14 protein-coding genes are annotated in these 18,454 nt (G+C 52.7%); all 14 read right to left on the reverse strand.

The features are described from left to right. Positions 1-2 precede the first annotated feature (2 nt). Entirely contained in the window at positions 3-1,997 is a 1,995-nt protein-coding gene (locus tag CIK92_RS01205) for a hypothetical protein (RefSeq protein ID WP_094387882.1), read from the reverse strand. Further along, the gene (locus tag CIK92_RS14170; RefSeq protein WP_256387323.1) at positions 1,998-2,132 is read right to left on the reverse strand and encodes a hypothetical protein; all 135 of its coding nucleotides are present in this window, start codon (positions 2,130-2,132) and stop codon (positions 1,998-2,000) included. 279 nt (positions 2,133-2,411) lie between these two features. Then, complete coding sequence (locus CIK92_RS01210; RefSeq protein ID WP_094387883.1) at positions 2,412-5,204, reverse strand: hypothetical protein; 2,793 nt, start codon at positions 5,202-5,204, stop codon at positions 2,412-2,414. A 7-nt stretch (positions 5,205-5,211) separates the two neighbouring features. After that, positions 5,212-6,441, reverse strand: a complete 1,230-nt coding sequence (locus tag CIK92_RS01215) for a hypothetical protein (RefSeq protein ID WP_094387884.1) — start codon at positions 6,439-6,441, stop codon at positions 5,212-5,214. Next, entirely contained in the window at positions 6,395-7,297 is a 903-nt protein-coding gene (locus tag CIK92_RS01220) for a carboxypeptidase-like regulatory domain-containing protein (protein WP_094387885.1), read from the reverse strand. Before CIK92_RS01220 ends, CIK92_RS01215 begins: the two co-directional genes overlap by 47 nt. A gap of 43 nt (positions 7,298-7,340) precedes the next feature. Beyond that, complete coding sequence (locus tag CIK92_RS01225) at positions 7,341-7,883, reverse strand: DUF3575 domain-containing protein (protein WP_022310368.1); 543 nt, start codon at positions 7,881-7,883, stop codon at positions 7,341-7,343. 226 nt (positions 7,884-8,109) lie between these two features. Continuing rightward, positions 8,110-8,919: an alpha-1,2-fucosyltransferase gene (locus CIK92_RS01230; RefSeq protein ID WP_022310369.1), complete on the reverse strand. Its 810-nt coding sequence runs from the start codon at positions 8,917-8,919 to the stop codon at positions 8,110-8,112. A 19-nt stretch (positions 8,920-8,938) separates the two neighbouring features. Further along, positions 8,939-10,999 carry an LTA synthase family protein gene (locus CIK92_RS01235; protein WP_254045972.1) on the reverse strand — a complete coding sequence of 687 codons (2,061 nt, stop codon included), beginning with the start codon at positions 10,997-10,999 and terminating at the stop codon, positions 8,939-8,941. Between the two features lie 338 nt (positions 11,000-11,337). Then, positions 11,338-11,430 carry a smalltalk protein gene (locus tag CIK92_RS13615; RefSeq protein ID WP_022310371.1) on the reverse strand — a complete coding sequence of 31 codons (93 nt, stop codon included), beginning with the start codon at positions 11,428-11,430 and terminating at the stop codon, positions 11,338-11,340. Between the two features lie 109 nt (positions 11,431-11,539). Then, entirely contained in the window at positions 11,540-11,971 is a 432-nt protein-coding gene (locus CIK92_RS01240) for a hypothetical protein (protein ID WP_022310372.1), read from the reverse strand. Positions 11,972-12,952: 981 nt separating this feature from the next. Then, on the reverse strand, positions 12,953-13,408 hold the full coding sequence (gene tnpA, locus CIK92_RS01245) for an IS200/IS605 family transposase (RefSeq protein ID WP_022309611.1): 456 nt from the start codon (positions 13,406-13,408) through the stop codon (positions 12,953-12,955). A 1,504-nt stretch (positions 13,409-14,912) separates the two neighbouring features. Continuing rightward, entirely contained in the window at positions 14,913-15,875 is a 963-nt protein-coding gene (locus CIK92_RS01250; protein WP_094387886.1) for a hypothetical protein, read from the reverse strand. Between the two features lie 28 nt (positions 15,876-15,903). Further along, entirely contained in the window at positions 15,904-17,265 is a 1,362-nt protein-coding gene (locus tag CIK92_RS01255) for a BT_3987 domain-containing protein (RefSeq protein ID WP_094387255.1), read from the reverse strand. A gap of 35 nt (positions 17,266-17,300) precedes the next feature. Continuing rightward, complete coding sequence (locus CIK92_RS01260; protein ID WP_094387887.1) at positions 17,301-18,449, reverse strand: DUF1735 and LamG domain-containing protein; 1,149 nt, start codon at positions 18,447-18,449, stop codon at positions 17,301-17,303. Positions 18,450-18,454: the final 5 nt, after the last annotated feature.

An 18,454-nucleotide genomic window follows, 5' to 3' on the forward strand; every position in this document is an offset into this window, starting at 1 on the left:
CGCTAGTAGAAACCTAATGAAGAATTGGTGACACCGGTGTTGCGGGGCATGGTGCTGAGGGCGTCGTGACGCGTATAGGTGGTAATGTAATCTTCTTTATCGCCATCCGACACCGTCTGCGCCCAACCTGTGTGCTGTGCCATGGTGGCACGTTCGGCAGTAGCCAGCGCCAGCTCGATGGAGCAAGGAGCGTTGGGCGCCAGGGTGGTCTTGGTCACTGGGTCGACAAGCTCCAGCGCCTCCATAAACGCCATGGGCTCCTTGGCCCACTCCTTGAGCTGAGGGCTGTCGGTATAGGCAGTGAGGTTGGAGTTGTAGTCGGTATAGGTATACTTGGAGTTCTGCTCAATATAGCGCATGGCACGATAGATGAGTGTTGCCATCTCCTGACGTGTCATGGGAGCCGACATATCGGGAGTGCCATCGGCAATGTCGGCAAAGAGGTTCAACTTGCCTTCATCTGCGTTCTTCTCGGTCATCTCCTTGATAAGCCTCAGGGCTATCGATGCCACCTGCTGGCGTGTGGCGGTAACGGTGTAGTCGTTGCCCAAGAGCTGCTCGTCAATGAGGTTGTCGCAGAGGGCACGGTTGACCTCGTCCTCTGCCCATACGCTCTTCTTCACGGTGCTGCGGACGGGCAGCGTGAACATATCGGGCTGAGGGGTAGTAGCCAGTTTGGCATTGTCTTCGCGCATATTCAGCTGGGCCTCCATGTGCTTACGGAACAGGGGCAGCGTGCCTCCAAAGCCTGCAGCACGACGATGCTTCTCGGTAAGATGGCGCTGCTCATAGTTGGACGACATGCCGCACCATATACAGCTCTTCCAGTAGATATGCTCGCCAGCGGCATTGGTGCCCACATAGGCTTGGTCGGTGGCAAGGTTGGCCTTGAAGTAATGGACGCCCGGAATGTAAGTCTTTTCGTCTTCTGGCTTAAGGAACATGAAGGTGTGATGGGGATTACGCTCGCACTGGCCGCAGATGCTGCAGGAATAATACACCTTAGGGGCTTGCGTACAGGTGTAATGCTGCATTATACGGTCGGCGGTGAATAACCTCGACACAAAGTTGTGCTTGGTGCATGGATTCTTGGTAGCCTTGAGTCCGGCCTTCTGGGCGTCGGCCACATTGCCCGTATAGGTTCTCACAGTGTAGGGCGGAAACTTGGCATGCTTCGCCATGAGCGCCTTTACAGCTTCTGCCTGCTTGGCAGGCACACACAGCGTGGCATCGCCCGCAAGGAACATGGTGCTGCGGCTGTAGAAATAATATGAATCGGGCCAAATAGGGTTCTTCATACCATCGTTGAGGACGCGCATAAACGTCACGGCATTGACTTTGTCGCTGAGCCACACCTCCTTGAGATTGTAATAACCAGACTGATACAGGCTCAGTGCACTGGCGAACTCCTTGTAGACAGCCTCGTCGCCAGTGTCTACAATGACCTTGGTAAGGAAGACACGGTTGGGGCCTTCAAACTCAGGCAGAGGGTCGTGGGTCTCGGTAATGGTGACCACATCGTGGGGATGGAAGGAGCCACAGCAGGCATCGGCCGTCGCTGTGGAATAAATGTTATGGCTGGCACGACTTTTCTTCTTGTTGGCGATGTAATCTCCAAACAGGTTTTCCTTCTCCAGATTGCCGCCTTTGCCGCCAGGCACGGTGAACACAACGCTGAAACTGGGGTAATAAGGGCCACTGATATTCACGCGGGCGGGGGCGCCGTTGACGGTAATCTTAATCATGGTGTCGTCTACATAATAGTCGCCGTCGCGCATCTGGTACTTGAGGGTGTAAGGGCCCTTGGTGTCGAGCATCACCTTGATTGATGCCCTGTAGGAGTAGCCGGCCTTAAACTTGGGGTGGGAAGGGTCTTTGGTGTCAAACTCGCCTTCCCAAATAATGTTCATGATTGAGGCGATGCCCTGCTGGACCAGGTCGCCATAAGAGGTCTTGGCGGCGGTGAGTTTGAGTTCTTCGCCCTCCTGCAAAGTCATTCAGGCTTGGGGCACCGGGATGGTGAGGTCGAGAGAGGTTATCACCTTGTTGCCGGCAGCCTTCATGGTCGAAGGAAGCAGCGAAAGCACAGCGATGAGTAGGGTCAGGAAGTGTTTCATGTTCGCTTTGTACATTTGGTTAGAAAATCAGTTAATGTGCAACACTATGGTTAATGATATCTTTAGGATGATTGAGTAACTACCTGTAATCGGGAGTCAGTGTCCAGTCGAAGAAGCCTCTTATGCCTGTGTTGCGTAGACAAACAAGAGCATTTCTACCACTGACGCAGCAAATTTACGAATTAATTCCGACAAAACAACTCCTTCGGGGAAATAATTTTCATCGATATAAACACAAACTCCGCAATACACACGATGATGTATTGCGGAGTCTATATTGGGGATGATAATCTATCAGAAGCTAATCTTGGTGCCGAGGCTCAACTTGGCCATCGCCTCGACGGGATAGGAGTTGTGGGAGCGCTCGATGGTCTTGCCGAAGGCTGCCACCGATGGTTCGAGATATATCTCAACCTGTGGGGCGACACGCACACCAGCCTGGACGGCTGCCTGGAGACCGGGGGCGTAGGTGGGACCATGGCCCGAACGAGTGGCCACATTCATCGACGCACCGAGGAGGGTTGTAAGCTGGAACACATCGCTCTCGGTCGACTCGCCGGTGATGGCGCTCTTGACGTTGAGCATATATCCAGCCTGCAGAGAGTGGATGCTCTGGTTGTGCTCGCCACGGCGCTGGGCGGTGAGGTTGCTCAGGCGCACATAGGCACCATTGGTCTGGTCGAGCCAGCGACCATAACCCAAGTCGGCATTGAAGGTGAACTTGTTGCGGTAAGGACTCACCTCGCGGAACGAGCCCGAATAGGTACCGACACCCAGTCCGGCCATCACGACATTGCTATGGGCGGGAGCGCCGTGGTTGTCGCGTTTGCTCTGATGCCGGTTCATGCTGTAGTCGAGACCCAGCAGCAGCTGAGGCATCACGCGCTGACTCTGGCTGTTCCATCGGCTGGACATCTGGTAAGACAACTGGGGCTCGACAACCACTCTCACGGCGTCGGAGACGCGCAGCGACATCTGTGTACCCACATGCACATCAGGAGCGAAGCAGGTACGTCCATCGCCGAAATCAACTCCAGCATTGGCTCCCACAAATCCATTGAAACTGAGCACACGGTCGGGGTCGTAGCCATAGGTCTGGGCAGTGAAGTCGGTCATCCAGTCGAGTCCGAAACCCACCTGACCCTGTCGGCTATTGTGGATGGCGCGCTGGATGTAGCCCTGGAGATTGGCACGCCATGCCGAGGTATTGGAATACCAGTGGGTATAGCTCAGTCGGCCGATGGGGCTGTAGGCACGGGCGGTGCGCAGGTCGCCGAGATGATTGGTCACGCTGCCAGCTATCATGATAGAGGTGCGGCGGTTGTCGCCATCAGCCTTCTTGTAGCTGTCGGGCATATCGAGATTGAACTGCACGCCAGCCTGGATGCCGGCGATGAGGTCGAGTTTGGCAAAGCTGAGTGTACTGGGCAGGAGGTTGTCGCCATAGCCCTGCAGACGAGGCTCGATGAAGAAACCCATCAAGCGGTTGGGACGCCAGGTGGCGCGGAGCGAAGCATCGAGGCCCATGAAGAGACTGGTCTTGCCCTCACGACGAAGGACATTGGCACCCAAGCCGCCGACGACATCAAACTTGCGGTCGGCACGATAGCCATAGAGCGCATTGGTGAGGTTGAGCAGATAGTCGGCTCCCGCAGAGACATGCTTGTAACGGTTGCGGTCGTTGACATCGTACTGGGTCTGAGCCAGCTGACCCCACAGACGCATACCATGGAGCGGACTGAACCACTTGCCCACAGCCACATAGAGCGACGGACGGAGATAATCGCCGGGATGCTTGAGGGAAGAGGCCATGACGGGAAGATTGAGTCCGACACCAGTCTCGACAAACATATGGTCGTGCCAGGCTTGCTGAGTGAAGGCGTCGTCGTCGCGCAGCGCACGGCGGTCGTGATAGGTATAGACGAGACCGGCAAGCACTGAGCCCATCACGTCGCGCTGATTGAAGGAGTTGGCATAGGGTGCGTAGCTGTTGCCATAGAAGTCGACACGGGGCTCAACGACAAAGTCGACATCGCGACTCAACCGGACATTGGCCTGCAGACCACCGCCATAGCCGAAAGCATGACCATGGATACCGGGATAGACCGAAGTGTAGTTGTAGCTCACACCAGCAAGGGCGTTGACCCAGAACCTGCGGTCGGGATTGTAGCCACCGAAGGCGTTGTGCATATTGAGCATATAGTCAAGTCCGGCGCCGATGGCCTTGACCTTGTTATGGTATTTCTGGTCGCAGTAGCTGCCGTTGACATTGAGGCGCAGACCATTGGTGTGGCCAAACCACTTGCCAAGAGTACCGGCAAGACGCAGACCGCCATAGTCGCTCCAGTTGCTGGGGTCTGAGCTGAGCAGCGCAGTAGGACCGCCCATCACACCGATGAAGATATTGTCAGCCCAGCCCACATGTCCCTTGTCTTCGGTATAACTGAGGCGATGCTGGGGCAGACGATAGCCCAAACCAGCCGAAAGCGAAGCCACGGGGCGGTAGCCATGCCAGGTTGCACCCTGAGCCACGTCGTCGTCCATAATCGCGACGCGGGGCTCTATATATAAATAGGTAAAGGGAGAGAGGGCTGCCTGACCGCGCAGACCGATATGGACATCGAGTCCGCGGGCGCTGACACCCTCTTGGCGTGAATAGTGGTAACCCAGTCCGGCGATGCCATAGAGCTCAAAGGTGCGGGGCTGGTAGTCGTTGCCATACTGCGACAGGGCGGTGAGGTTGAGCAGATAGTCCAGTCCACCTCCCACATACTTGGTTCTGAAGCCATCGGGCTTGAATATACCGCCATCGAAATGGAGGCGCATTCCATGCTCGGGGGTAAACCAGTCGCCGATATTCAGTTCGCCCAAGCCATTGGTGGTGATACCACCGGGACCCATGGCACTTATGCCCAAGCCGGCATCGACAAACAGATGGTCGAAGAGTGTCTTGTCCTTATACGTTTTGCTTACGCGGGGACGCTGCAGCATATGGTCGAGTGCGCTGCCGGGCACCTGACCTGCGGCCGTCAGGGCAACGGCACACAGCGCGAGCCACAGCATGTTGATTCTCTTTATCTTGTTCATAGTGGTATTATTGCTCGTTTGGTTGGTTCTTCTTATCTAACAGCAGGTCGTTCACATCGCCATCGACATGGGCTATCTTCTCCAGCGAGGGATCCATCTCCAGTGCCTTTTTCAGTGCCTTATACGCATCAACGGGGTCATCGAGACGGTTCAGGCAGATGGCGCGTAGATAGTGGGTCAGCGCTTCGTCCTCGGGCAGAGTCTTGCTGAGTTCCGAAGCCTCCTTGTTGCGCTTCATGGCAAGCAGCATGATGAGCTCGTTGCGCTTGCCGGTCTGGGCCACGGTGTTGAAGTTGTCTTCATAGCGACCGTTGAGCACAGCGTTGACGGCGAGGAGCAGATGCGACTGTTCGTTGTCGGCCACGAAGTCTGCCACCGAGTCAGCCTGACTGTAGAGTCCGGCGTTGAGCAGAGCTATCATCTGGTTGGTATTGACCACCTGTGGTGCACTGCGTCCCACAAAGCGGCGCAGGATGTCGGGGTCAGAGGCCTGACGGTTGATGAGCAGGGCTTCGAGGTCGTTGGCGGCAGCCATAAACGAGGGATACATCTCGAGCGACTGGCGCAGTATCTTCTCGCGCTTGTTGCGGTCGGTCTCATTGCGGTAGAGCTTGAAGAACTCGAAACGCGACAGCTGCTTGTAGTCTTTCTCGTACAGCTCGGCTATCTCCTCGAGAGTGAGCTGACGGAAGATAGAGTAGTTCATCACATAACCTACCTTGCGCAACTGGGGCAGATACTTGCCTTCAAGCAGACGGCCGAAGAAGGGCAGCTTGCGGATGGCGCGACCTTGCTGGTCGATGTTGCCATAGCGCTTGACGATCTGCTCTACCTGGGCAGCCTCGTCATAGAGACTGTCGGCGCGCATCAGCTTGACCACATCGCTCCAGGGGGCCACGGCAGCCTTGGACTTGAACTGCATATCGCGGCGCAGTTCCTCGGGAACCAGCTGGCGCAGATAGTTGACCGCAAAGTCCATACGACGCTGGGCGAGGGTGAGGTTATAGTTGTAGCGGCCGTCGGGCGACGATGTACCTTCCATAGAGAGGGCTTGCAGCGTGGCGTCCTTGGTGCCGGCTATCTGCTGTATCTGCTGGTGCATCTTCTCCACCTCTGCCGCGTTCTGCGGGTCGTTGGTGTCAAAGACGCTCTTGCCGATGGGGAATCTCAGATTGACCTCGCCACGGCTGTCACGCAGCTGCATCTCGGGCTTGGGGATGTAGGCAGAGTCGTTCATCTCTCCGGCGGCAAACGAATAGTCGAGCCAGCGCAGGGGGGTTCACCGTGCCACGGGCTATGATGGTGGTGTCGCGGTAGAGTATGCGGTTATAGTTCTCGATAGCCATATAGACATCGCAGGAGAACTCGTCCTTGACATGCTCCACATAGATGGAGTCCGAATAGCCTATGATGTCATTGGTGCGGTTCTTCTCTCTCATCGCCTTGCTCTTCACGGTGACATGGCGTGCCAGAGGGTCGCCGGCTACACTGTCGTTCATATTGAAGCCATACATGCGGTCTTGGGTGGTGTTATATCCCTTGGCGTCATAGACCAGCGGACGCATCAGCTTCAGCTCACCGCGGGTAACGTCGTTGAGGATGGGCTGCACCACGAGTCGTGTGTCGTGCGAGAACATCTCGCGAGGCACTCTCACGCGGGTTCTCACGTGGAAGTAGTTGCCCTTCACCTCGATATCGGTGGGCTCGGGCGTTATCTTGTCCTTGATGATTTTGGCGGCAACCACCACCTCACCCAGGGAGATGTTCTCTTCTTCCATCTCGACTTCCATAAACTTATGGTTCTTCACCTTGACATTCACGCTCTTGGCACCTACCATACTGAACTTGAGAGTAGTGCCCAGGTGTACGTTGAAGGCGAAACGGCCGTCTACATCGGTGGCGGCATAGGCGCGCTTCACATGGGCATCGGTGATATTGACGCCTATCAGGGGTTCCTTGTCCGACTTCGATACCACCCTACCGGTGATACGTATCGTCTCTTGTGCTGAGGCCACCGTCACGAGGGCCAACGACAGAACGAGTGCAGACAACCAACGCTGCGCCAGCGTCCGCAAACTTGTAGTACGAGTCATAATTGTTATGAAATGTCTGTTGTTGATAATGGGGATGTTATCCTTACTTCAGAATGTATACAAAGGAGACGCCTGCCTTGAGCGGCGCAGCCATCCAGCGGGTATTATTCGCTTTTTCAGGCTCGGCCTGACCCTTCTCCACATTATAATATTTCTCCTTGCGATGCAGGAATCCGGCACCGGCGGTGAGTTCGAGACTCCAACGCTTGCCCAACACAAAGCTGTAGCCGTAGGTGAGACCCACGCCTAATGCGTCACCGTCATGATGACACTGCTTGTGGGTCAGGTCATAGTCGGCAGCCACTCCCATCAGACCGATGAAATGGCCAGCTTGCGGACGGGCACTCAGCCAATAGCGCATTTCGGGCGTGAAGGCGTAGCCCTTGACCTTGTAGTCCTTGATGTTCATAAAACTGGTCATCGCCTCCATGTTGAGGGTGAGATGACGATTCATTCTGAACTCCATTCCTATATTCGGAGTCTCGGCAGCCCAGTACAGGGCATTGGTCTTGAGATTGATGCGTTGGGCACTGACGCTTAGTGTCAGGCAAACGGCCAAGACAAGCAACGTGATTACTCTCTTCATCCTAAACTAATAGTTTTCTCCTATAGATAATTGACGTTATGACAACCATAGGATGTCTTTCTGCGTCAATGGTTTAATTATCCGTGCAAAAATACTGCTTTTTCGTCTAATTTCATCTACAAAGAGGGCATTATGGTCATCCGTAAGACAATCTTTAACTAAAATCGCCCGCCTGCCGTCTGTTTCCGTGGTATTCCATGCCCGATTTGCGCCCGCCGTCTTCACCTCAGATGATGTGCCTGAACAGGTTATCAAAGACATCAAACTCCACATCGTCGCCCTCACCCAGCGGAGCCATCATCCAGCACAGCGGGGTGTCGTGATACATCGACGCGGTGAGCGAGAAGGTGCTCGGAGCGCCTATGAGATAGTGGCAACGCGACAGCAGACACAGGTCTTCGCCGGGATTGCCATCGGGGAACGATACGTCCATACCCTCGAGCTCGCGGCAGAACTTGTCGCGGTCGAGCGTGGGGTCGTTGCCGCAGATGAAGACGCGCACCCTACCCTTCTGCTGCTCGGCAAACCGCTTGATGTAGTTGATATACACGTCATCACCGAAGTAGTAGCGTCCGCCCTGCCAAGTGCGGTAGTCGCCACGCCGTATGTGTACACCCAGCATTACATCGCCCTCACGGGTGTTGGCAAGCAGGTGGTCTACATGATATTCTATGGCGCTGTCAAAGGCAAAGAGCTGCTTGATTTCCCGCTTGTACTTGAGGAAGAGGTCGTAGTATCTCACTTCCCAACCCTCTACCATCAGCCAGTGGCGCGAGTCCATCAGGCGTTGGGCTTCGGGATTGTCGCCCACATGATCAAAGGTGGCCACAGGCAGCAGACCGATTTTGGCAGCCAGCTTGGCCAGCACATATACCACGAAGTTGTGGTAACGGGTGTGGCAGATGTGGAAGTAAGGATACTTGTAGGCAAACCGCATCGACACCGAACGACGCCGATGCTCTCGTGCCCAGGCATATACGTGGCCATACTGCAGGATATTATTGCACATACGGCCCTTGTCTCTTACAAATAACATTATCTTCTGTTTGATGGGGTTAGGGAGTGAGTCTGTCACCTATCATGCGGTCCATATACGATTGGATGATGGCTTTACACTCGCGCTCCATCTTGTCTTGCACAGCCACATGACCCACCTCGTTGTTACGCATCAGGTAGTCTTCCAGGCGATACATGCCTATCACGCGCTGACCGTCAAACTGCATCACATAGCCATACTTGCAGTACTGGTACACACCGTTGAGATAGTTGATGGCCCAAGTCTCGTTGGCGGGTGTATGAAAGAGGTCGCAGCCAAATCCCACATAGGGCTCGTCATAACCCAGATACCCCAGGATGGTAGGCATGATGTCTATCTGCTGGGCTATGGCGTCGCGCATACCGGGCTTGATGTCGCCCGAGGGATCATAGATGATGATGGGCGAGCAGAAACCGCCGATATCCGAGGAGAACTCGGCGTGGTCGCTCAGATTGGTGTGGTCCGAGGTGATTACAAAGATGGTATTCTTGAACCAAGGCTGCTTGCGCGACGTGTCAAAGAAGCGGCGCAGCGCATTGTCGGTATAGCGTATGCACTTGTGTATCACAATGCCTTCCTCGGGATATTTCTCCTTATACTTGTCGGGTATCTGATAGGGGTGATGGCTCGACGCAGTGAAGAGGGCGGTGACAAAGGGCTCGCTGAACTCGCTCATCTTGGTCGAATAATACTGCATGAACGGCTCGTCCCAGATAGCCCAGTAGCCGTCAAAGTCGTTGTCGCCACCGTAGCGCTTGTCTTGGTTGAAATCCTCTCGGCCGAAGTAGCCCTTGAATCCGGTGGCATTGCTGAAACCGTTGAAGCCCATACTTCCGGTGCGGGCGCCATGGAAGAAGGCCGAATAGTAACCCTTCTTGCCCAAATAGCCGGCAAGACCGCTCAGATGGTTGAGCGACTGGGGCGTGAGGATGAAGGGCTTGATAAACATAGGTACGCTTGAGAGTATCGAGGGCATGCCGTCGATGCTCTTGCGACCGTTGCAGTAGGAGTAGCGGAAGGTGGCACTGTGCTGCACCAGCGAGTCTACAAAGGGGGTATAGCCCTTATAACCATCGCCGAGGGCGGTACGCGCCAGCGAACCGATATACTCTCGCCCGAAACTCTCTATGATAATCACCACCACGTTCTTGCGCTTGGCCATACCCTTGTGGTCGGGCAGATGCAGGGGCGAGTAGATGGCGTCGAGCTCTCGCTTGTCACCGTAATAGCCTGGGTCGGTGAAGACTGCCTTGCCATAGGTGCGGATGATGGAGAACGGGGTGTTCAGCACCAGCGCCACCTCGGTGGGACGATAGGTGTACTCGTTGGCATTGCCCAGCGCCACCGGACGTATGTCGCGATGACGCCAGCCGCCGATGGGGGCGGTGATAAGCAGCGCCAGAGTCAGCGCCAGACTTACCCTGCCCACTGTCTTCATGCTCTTGCGCCATGCCACATAGGCGATATAGGCGGTATAGATAGCCAGAATATAGTTGTACCAGTGGTTGAGCAGACCGCCTCTGATACCGCTCACGCAGAGCACGGCGGCAAAGACGAAGGTCACCGTCATCACCAGATAATACCTTATCTTATTGGTCTGCCTCCGGTCTATTCGCGGAGTACTGTACAGCCTCCACAGACCATAGATCATCAGTCCGCCCAGCACCACGAGATACCAGTGGTGCAGCAGTTCGACACCGAGTATCGAGCCGATGTTGTCTTCGCCCTTAAACTCAGCAAACACGCTGGTAGAGGTACGGCGCAGGGTGTAGCGGAAATACACCGAGTCGGCGAGGTTTACGATGATGGCCAGGCCGTTGACCACCACAAACACCCAACGGCATACGCGCTGGTAGACGGCAGTCTCCTTCCAGTGCAGTGGCAGCATGAGCAGCAGGATATACAGGGCGTTGGTGTACATGATACCGGGAGTATCAAAGACCACACCACCCCAGAGCAGGCGGGGCAGATGGCCTTCACTCACACTCTGGGCAAAGTAACTGTAATTCTCCAGGAGATATTCTACACGCGCTATGCTATAGGCGAGATACACCAGGAGGATGTTCAACGATAGGGCCATAAATGGCGCAAATACCGAACGCTCCAAATGGAGTGATTTCAATCGTGACAACATATATTATAATAGGTATAAATGATACAATATGCAAAATTACACCAAAAGGATGTAATTAGCGTCATCATCCCCAACTTTTTTTCTTCCCCTACGGTCTATAGCTATCTACGCTTATCGGTCGTCAGATTTCAGTTCATGTCGGGGTTGGTTTTGTTTGCGACTCATTTCGGTCTGACGACCGATGGGCAGTTTGTTCTGGCGTTCCGCAAAGCCCGGCACCTCTGTGGTTGAGGTGCCGGGGCAGGAGCTGGCTCGCTCTCTATAGGCTGAGCCTTACGCTATCTCTACAGACAAGATGCGACGCCGAGCGTAGTGGCAAGTGCGGTGAGCATCGAGAGGATTATCTGTATAATGGTCTTCCATTTTTCCTGTTTCATAGTGATTGTCCTTTCTTTAGTGATTAGTGGTTAAGTGATGATGTGTGTCTTGACGATGTCCCCACCGCCCTGCCCACTGTCTGGGCAGGGCTCGAGGGGATTACACCTTCTATTTACCGTCGTTTGCAGTGGTCTTAGCGACAGGCTTGTAGTAGGTAGCCTCCATGATGTTGGCCACGCGCATCAACTGTGCCTTGGTGAACTCGCCGGTGGGACGCGCACGCAACTTGAAGGTAGCGATGTTCGTGTGGGCGTCAAACTCCTTGGCAGTGGGAGCGGGCTTGCTCACGATGCCTATCGAGAAGATGGCGAGGTCGTCTATCTTGACCGCCTGCCCTCTGAGGATAAGCTCATGTACGCAGGTAATCATGTCGGTTATCACAGCCCACATAGTACCCTTGGAGTAGGCGGTTCCGTGCTTGGCCATGTGTGCCACAAGCTGGCGGGTGGTGATGATGTCGCTCTTGGCGATACGGGCATACCAGCATCCCTTGAACTGGGAATTGGAGCGGGTGTCCTTATACAATTTGTACTTCAACATAATGATTTGTTTTTGTTAGTTTGACATTGTGTGTTTGTTCTCTTGTTGTCATCGTCTCCGGAACGTTTGACAATGCAAAGGTAGTCACATTCATCGCCGTTACCAAAAAAGCAGGCGCCGTAACCCGCAAAATTCTGTTAACAGCCACCGCCATTCGTGCTAACAAAAGTTAAGGCGGTCATCACAGTAACCACCGAGACCTCGCGCGCGTATATATATAATAAGGTGTAAGATGACTCGAAGCCTCTCTGGAGCCCCTCCGAAGCCCCTCTCCAACTCTCCCCAAGGGGAGAGAGCCCCTTCTTGTTATGTTTAAGGCAATTAGGAGGAACACATTCCATTGGGGAGAGTTTGAATAGGGCATGCTATCGGCTCCATACCCTTGAAGAGGGTGATACGGGCTCCCTGGCATCGACATACTTAACCCATCGTGGACTGAACGCATCCCAGGCAACTCTGACGGAGTTGCGTTTCCCCAGCCCAGGGTTGCGGGCGAAGCACGCTACCCTGGGTAAGCACCCCCACTAACCTTGCTACTCTGTAAGAGTTGCGATTAGCCGTAGGCGTTACCCGAAGCAGGATAATGGGTAGGAATGGGGAGGTGATTATTATCAGATTGAGTATAACGCCTTCGGCTAACCGCAACACTTACAGCGTTGCTACCCTTATTATACATATACCCAGGGTAGAGGCGCTGCGCGCCTCAACCCTGGGCTATGAAATCGCAACTCCTTCAGAGTTGCCGGGAGTGCGTACCATCCCTCTATGGACTAACTACATATCTCCATTAGCTACGTGCCATATACCGTATACCAATTACATTTTCCCATTGGCCACGTGCCATACACCGTATACTACTCACATAATGCCTTGGCCACGTGCCATACACACCACATAACCTCAAACGAGTGCGGGGATTACCATTTGCTGTCGCCTCATTAACTGATGAAGGCGTTTAATCTACATCGGCATCCGCCAAACCTAATCTTGCAGGACATAGTCGCGGTTGTACTCGATATTGTATTTCTCTAATAGCAGGCGGTATTCATCCTCAAAATTGACCTTCGCATGATGGGCGGCTTGGTTGCTGATATATTTTGTGGCATTGTCAACACCCGATTGGCCGATGGAGAAAACGGCGTAGCCATTCTGCCAAGCGAAATGATTGTAGCTGGAGTGTAGCTTTTTCAGATACATACTACTGCTACGCTTTATCTCCTTAACCATTTGGGATATGGTTACCTCGCGCGACAGCACAAAAAGGGCATGTACGTGGTCACCGGTACCACCCACGATGATGGTGGAACATCCAAGTTTGTTGATGGCTGTGCCAATATAGGCATGCAGATGTTGGGTATCCTCCTCGGATATTCTCGGGCTCGTCGATTTGACATGGAAGACGAGATGGATATATATTTTACTCAGTGATTGTGACATAGATAAAGATGATGATGTGCAAATATAGCCTTTATTTCAATTTGCGCGAAATGATGCGCCGTTTTTTTATAGTAAATCATGATAATTATGATAGCCGTACCGATTTCACCACCAATCCATGTATTTATTGTGAATAGGTATAGTGAAAAAGGGGCATGCCCCAGCAAGCAGAAGCAGCATGGGGAATTATTGTAGGCAGGAAACCGCAAGCAGAAACAACGTGGGGAATTATTGTAGGCAATCCTCAAGCAGCAGCAACTCTGACAGAGTTGCGATTTCACAGCCCAGGGTTGCGGGCGAAGACCGCTACCCTGGGTAAGCACCCCCACTAACCTTGCTACTCTGTAAGAGTTGCGATTAGCCGTAGGCGTTATTCTCAATCTTATGGTTTTCCAACTACCAGCAGCAGCAACTCTGACAGAGTTGCCAAGGGTGCGCACCATCCACTATGGACTAACCAAACCATCATCGGGCGCATACCATCTGCCACAATCCCCTACCAAGAGCCGCGGAGGGCTTCCTCAAGCAGCAGCAACTCTGACAGAGTTGCGATTTCACAGCCCAGGGTTGCGGGCGAAGCACGCTACCCTGGGTAAGCTCCCCCACTAACCTTGCTACTCTGTAAGAGTTGCGATTAACCGTAGGCGTTATTCTCAATCTTATGGTTTTCCAACTGCCAAGCAGCAGCAACTCTGACAGAGTTGCCAAGGGTGCGCAACATCCACTATGGACTAACCAAAATCCATCATCGGATGCATACCATCTGCCACAATCCCCCTACCAAGAGCCGCGGAGGCCTCAAGCAGCAGCAACTCTGACAGAGTTGCGATTTCACAGCCCAGGGTTGCGGGCGAAGACCGCTACCCTGGGTAAGCTCCCCCCACTAACTTTGCTACTCTGTAAGAGTTGCGATTAGCCGCAGGCGTTAGTACACAACTGGATTGTATTGCGGGCAAAGTCCTGCCGGAGTAACGCCTGCGGCTAAGCGCAACACTTACAGCGTTGCTACCTTTTTTTATTTGTACCCAGGGTAGAGGCGCTGCGCACCTCAACCCTGGGCTGAGGAAACGCAACTCTGACAGAGTTGCCAAGGGTGCGCACCATCCACTATGGACTAACCAAAACCATCATCGGACGCATATCATACCCCACAATCCCCTACCAAGAGCCGCGGAGGGCTTCCTCAAGCAGCAGCAACTCTGACAGAGTTGCGATTTCACAGCCCAGGGTTGCGGGCGAAGCACGCTACCCTGGGTAAGCGCCCCCACTAACTTTGCTACTCTGTAAGAGTTGCGATTAGCCGCAGGCGTTAGTACACAACTGGAATTGCAGATTACCAGCGGGAGCTGACATTTGAAGGCTGGGATGGCGATTCTCTTTCCCCCATCCCCATAAACAGCGAATGGGTCAGACTTCACAGCCTGACCCACTCAAAACTAAATAAATCTAACTTAATAGAAAATTTGGTTACCCAAATGCAATCTTATATTGTTTAATATTCTACTTAAAGCGCTATGCAGAAGTAACCTGTATTGAGGTAATCATCCTTGACGCAAGAGCAGATACCCCAGACACGAGAACCGTCGTTCTTGATGATTTCAACATCAACATCGAAGCTCTTCTTATAGTTCATATTGTAAACAAAGGTACCAGTACCCTTCTTGCCTACAGTGGCATCACCAGTCCAAGTACAAGTCATATAGTACCAGTTATAGTAATCCCACTTAGCCTGCATCTTGCCATCACCGAGATCTTTCACGGTATAGTCACCCCACTGGTAACCATCCTGTCCATTCCAGTTGACTACATTCTTGGTAATAGCCAGAATAGCAGCCTTTTCATCTTCAGTGAAAGGAATTGTAGTAGTTTCAACCTTCACTTTGATAGTCTTCTGCAGACCCATAAGGTCGGTAACTACGCAAGTTGTCTCACCAGCATTGATACCCTGGAATGTGATAGAAGTCTCTGTCTTGGCTATTACACGAGCGATTGTCTTGTCAGCAACATCAATCTTGTAAGAGCCGTTACCCTCAAGTACGTTAAGAGTAGCCTTGCCATCAGTGTGACCGAGCTTCATGCCGATGAAGAGCTCTTCCTTGTCGAAGTTGAGATTCATGTACATAGATTTCACGATAACACGCTTGTAGTTGCCCTCGGCGTCAGAGATTATGACACCGGTAAGACCCATCTTCTGAGAGTTGAGGGTTACAGTTGTTCCTTCGAGAGTAGCTGTAACCACGTCCTCGTTCTCACAGATTACCTTGTAGTCGCCACCACCTTCAAGGATGTTGAAAGAGGCAGTCTCACCAATACCGACCTTCACAGTATCCATGTCACACTTGAGTTCGGTCTTGGTGGCAGGCTTCTGTTGCTCAGTATTGCCGTTATTGTCATCATCGTCGCAAGACGCCATACCGAAGGTAAGGGCCATTGCCATCATGATGGTATAAATATATTTTGCTTTCATTGTTGTAATAATAAGTTTGTTTTATACATTACCAGTCTTTAGCATAGCTGCCAGTCTGAACGGTCTCCTCTCCATAGAAAGGAATGGTGATGTTGTTGAAACGATATACATAACCATTATTGGGGTTGAGCGAGAAAATCATGGTACCACCGTAACCATCTGTTACAATCTGACGGGCACGGTTCTCAGAGATGATGCTACCACGAGCAAACTCAGAAGAAGCCTGAATCATACCGCTCTTGGGCAGACCGGGGTAATCACTTTCGAGGTCATAATAGCGGCCGTAATCTTGGATAGCCTGAGTTACAAACTCACCAGGCTGCATACCATCAACAGGGCCACAAGAAGAAGTTCCGCTATAAACGTAAGCCTGAATCAGAGCATTAGGCATAGCCTTGCGAACCTCGTAGCAGAGACGAGAGAAGTTGTTGTAAGTAGTGAAGCCAGGATAGTCGCCACGGTTACAGTACTCATCATCGAAGAAAACACCATCGAGTTCATAAGCCTCGAGTTTAGCCTTCAGCTCACGGGCAAACTTGCGGGCGGCCTCGTCACCAAGGCGTGTACAGCAAGCACGGTCGTGGTTACACAGGATACCCAGGATAACCTTTATACCCTTCTGCTGCAGAGGTACGAGATACTTCTGACGGTTGTCGAGCAGATGCTGCACGTTCTCGTTGTTGTAGTTGTACACCTCACCGGTCTCAGCGTTGTAGTTGATGTTACCAGAGAAGAGGATAACCTGGTCGATAACCAGCTTACCAGACTCCTTCAGAGTATAGCAGAGGTTGTGCAGGGGGTTAGCGTCGTTAACCTCCATACAGCTTACGACAATCTGGTTCTTGTTCGCCTTATGACAGTTGGGCATACGGGTGATGTCCTTTACGAGGAAGATAAACTCGCCCTTCTCTACAGAAGCCTCGGCGAGTGAGTTGCCCTTAACAGCCAATGGGATGGCGTAAGTACCGAGGTCCTCAAGAGCGGCGTCGGTCTTGTAGCCTACCTTAACGGCAGAAGACTTGGCCTGGCCGGCAGCTACCACAGCAGTACCCTCGATAGTTACGAGAGCCTCGGGCATTGCCTTGTAGTCGGTACCATTAGCCATGTTATACTTGTTGAGCGCAGCAGCGTCGTAAACTACAGTGAACTCAGCATCCTTGGTCTGAACCTGAGTCAGGTTGACAAAGAACTCAGTAGTACCCTGCTCGTTGAACAGCAGCGAGTCAGCATTGGTCATACCAAACTGGTCAGAGAGGAACACGAGGCTCTTCTGAGAAGGAGCGAAGGGCTCCTCACCAATCTGCTGTACATTGATAGCATCCTCACATGAAGCCATAGCTCCAGCGGCGAGGATAGCCAATGCAAATGTCTTTATTTTATTGATATTCATAATTTTCTTTATTGTTCTTGTTGATTGAATGTGGATTATTTCTCGGGCAGAGATACATTTCTCCAAGAGAGAGCGCCAGCGGCTACGGCGTCGTTGCCATGACCGGTAGCGTCTACTACTCTGTAAGCGCTTGTGTTGTCATCCATCTTCCAGTAACCTACGAGGCCGGGAGTCTGGGGGTCAACATTGTAGATGTGAGAAGCAATCTCTTCCTGAGTACGAACTACGTTCCATACGCGAACCTCAGACATATCACCCTCAAACCAGCGGTTGTCATCGTAAGACTTACCGATAAGGAAGTCACGGTCAGAACCGTTGCCCTGGATGTCGATAGCGGTCATGCTCATAGTGCCTTCACTCTGCAGTCTGCCGTTGATGTAAATCTTGTACTCGCGAGTAGCACAGTCTACAGTGAGGGCTACGTGCTGCCACATATTGGTCTGCAGACCCTTGTTAGAGTCGGCATCGGGGAAGTTGCCACGATCGGTAGCAATCTGAATCTGGTTGTCGGGGAAACCGGCATCACCGATACGCATCAGGAAGCGACCCTCAATACCCATTACGGTAGAGATTAGTTTGCCGAACTCGCGGGGATAGAGCAGAGCCTCCATAGTAATCTGGCTCATATTGGCTACCTGGCTCTTGTCGGCCCACTGCACGGTGAGGTAGTTGCGGCTCATGTTGGTAACCACGTTGATGAGGGCACCTGCACGGAATACGAAGTAGTACTTGGAAGCAGAGCTTACAAGGTCGATGTCAGCAGTCTGAACCTCTACAGGGAGTACATAGATGAGCTCACGGTCGAGATTACCCAGGTTGGTGAACTCAAATGTAGCATCGGTACTCTTTACACTACCTGCGTCTACAGTCACCTTGTTGTTGACTACATTGTAGCACTCTTCGGGCAGGATTACTGCATTGGCACCATAGCACTTGTTATAAGTGCTTACCAAAGAGGGAGCTACATTGAAGGTAGCGTTAATGGTCTTCTCGGCGGGACGGGGCATGGTGATGCTGAGTGTCTTAACCACATCACCGGCATCGCCCTTGATGATAGTCTCCGCTCTCATTTCCTGAGAATTGATTGATGCCTTGTTGCCGAAGTTCTCTTCGTCGTTGTCCTGACAAGAAGCCAGAGCAAACACAGCCAGCATCATCGGAATATATTTGAAAATCTTCTTCATTGCTG

Origin of the sequence: Prevotella sp. P4-67, from assembly GCF_002251325.1 — a bacterium.
In the GTDB taxonomy this organism is placed as follows: domain Bacteria; phylum Bacteroidota; class Bacteroidia; order Bacteroidales; family Bacteroidaceae; genus Prevotella.

What these genes read in the sequence shown, in the direction of transcription:
- CIK92_RS01220 (WP_094387885.1), bottom strand. Translation starts at nt 7,297, where the DNA reads ATGACTCGTACTACAAGTTTGCGGACGCTGGCGCAGCGTTGGTTGTCT.
- CIK92_RS01230 (WP_022310369.1), bottom strand. Translation starts at nt 8,919, where the DNA reads ATGTTATTTGTAAGAGACAAGGGCCGTATGTGCAATAATATCCTGCAG.
- tnpA (WP_022309611.1), bottom strand. Translation starts at nt 13,408, where the DNA reads ATGTCACAATCACTGAGTAAAATATATATCCATCTCGTCTTCCATGTC.
- CIK92_RS01215 (WP_094387884.1), bottom strand. Translation starts at nt 6,441, where the DNA reads ATGAACGACTCTGCCTACATCCCCAAGCCCGAGATGCAGCTGCGTGAC.
- CIK92_RS01210 (WP_094387883.1), bottom strand. Translation starts at nt 5,204, where the DNA reads ATGAACAAGATAAAGAGAATCAACATGCTGTGGCTCGCGCTGTGTGCC.
- CIK92_RS01225 (WP_022310368.1), bottom strand. Translation starts at nt 7,883, where the DNA reads ATGAAGAGAGTAATCACGTTGCTTGTCTTGGCCGTTTGCCTGACACTA.
- CIK92_RS01240 (WP_022310372.1), bottom strand. Translation starts at nt 11,971, where the DNA reads ATGTTGAAGTACAAATTGTATAAGGACACCCGCTCCAATTCCCAGTTC.
- CIK92_RS01255 (WP_094387255.1), bottom strand. Translation starts at nt 17,265, where the DNA reads ATGAATATCAATAAAATAAAGACATTTGCATTGGCTATCCTCGCCGCT.
- CIK92_RS01205 (WP_094387882.1), bottom strand. Translation starts at nt 1,997, where the DNA reads ATGACTTTGCAGGAGGGCGAAGAACTCAAACTCACCGCCGCCAAGACC.
- CIK92_RS01250 (WP_094387886.1), bottom strand. Translation starts at nt 15,875, where the DNA reads ATGAAAGCAAAATATATTTATACCATCATGATGGCAATGGCCCTTACC.
- CIK92_RS14170 (WP_256387323.1), bottom strand. Translation starts at nt 2,132, where the DNA reads ATGTACAAAGCGAACATGAAACACTTCCTGACCCTACTCATCGCTGTG.
- CIK92_RS01260 (WP_094387887.1), bottom strand. Translation starts at nt 18,449, where the DNA reads ATGAAGAAGATTTTCAAATATATTCCGATGATGCTGGCTGTGTTTGCT.
- CIK92_RS13615 (WP_022310371.1), bottom strand. Translation starts at nt 11,430, where the DNA reads ATGAAACAGGAAAAATGGAAGACCATTATACAGATAATCCTCTCGATG.
- CIK92_RS01235 (WP_254045972.1), bottom strand. Translation starts at nt 10,999, where the DNA reads ATGGCCCTATCGTTGAACATCCTCCTGGTGTATCTCGCCTATAGCATA.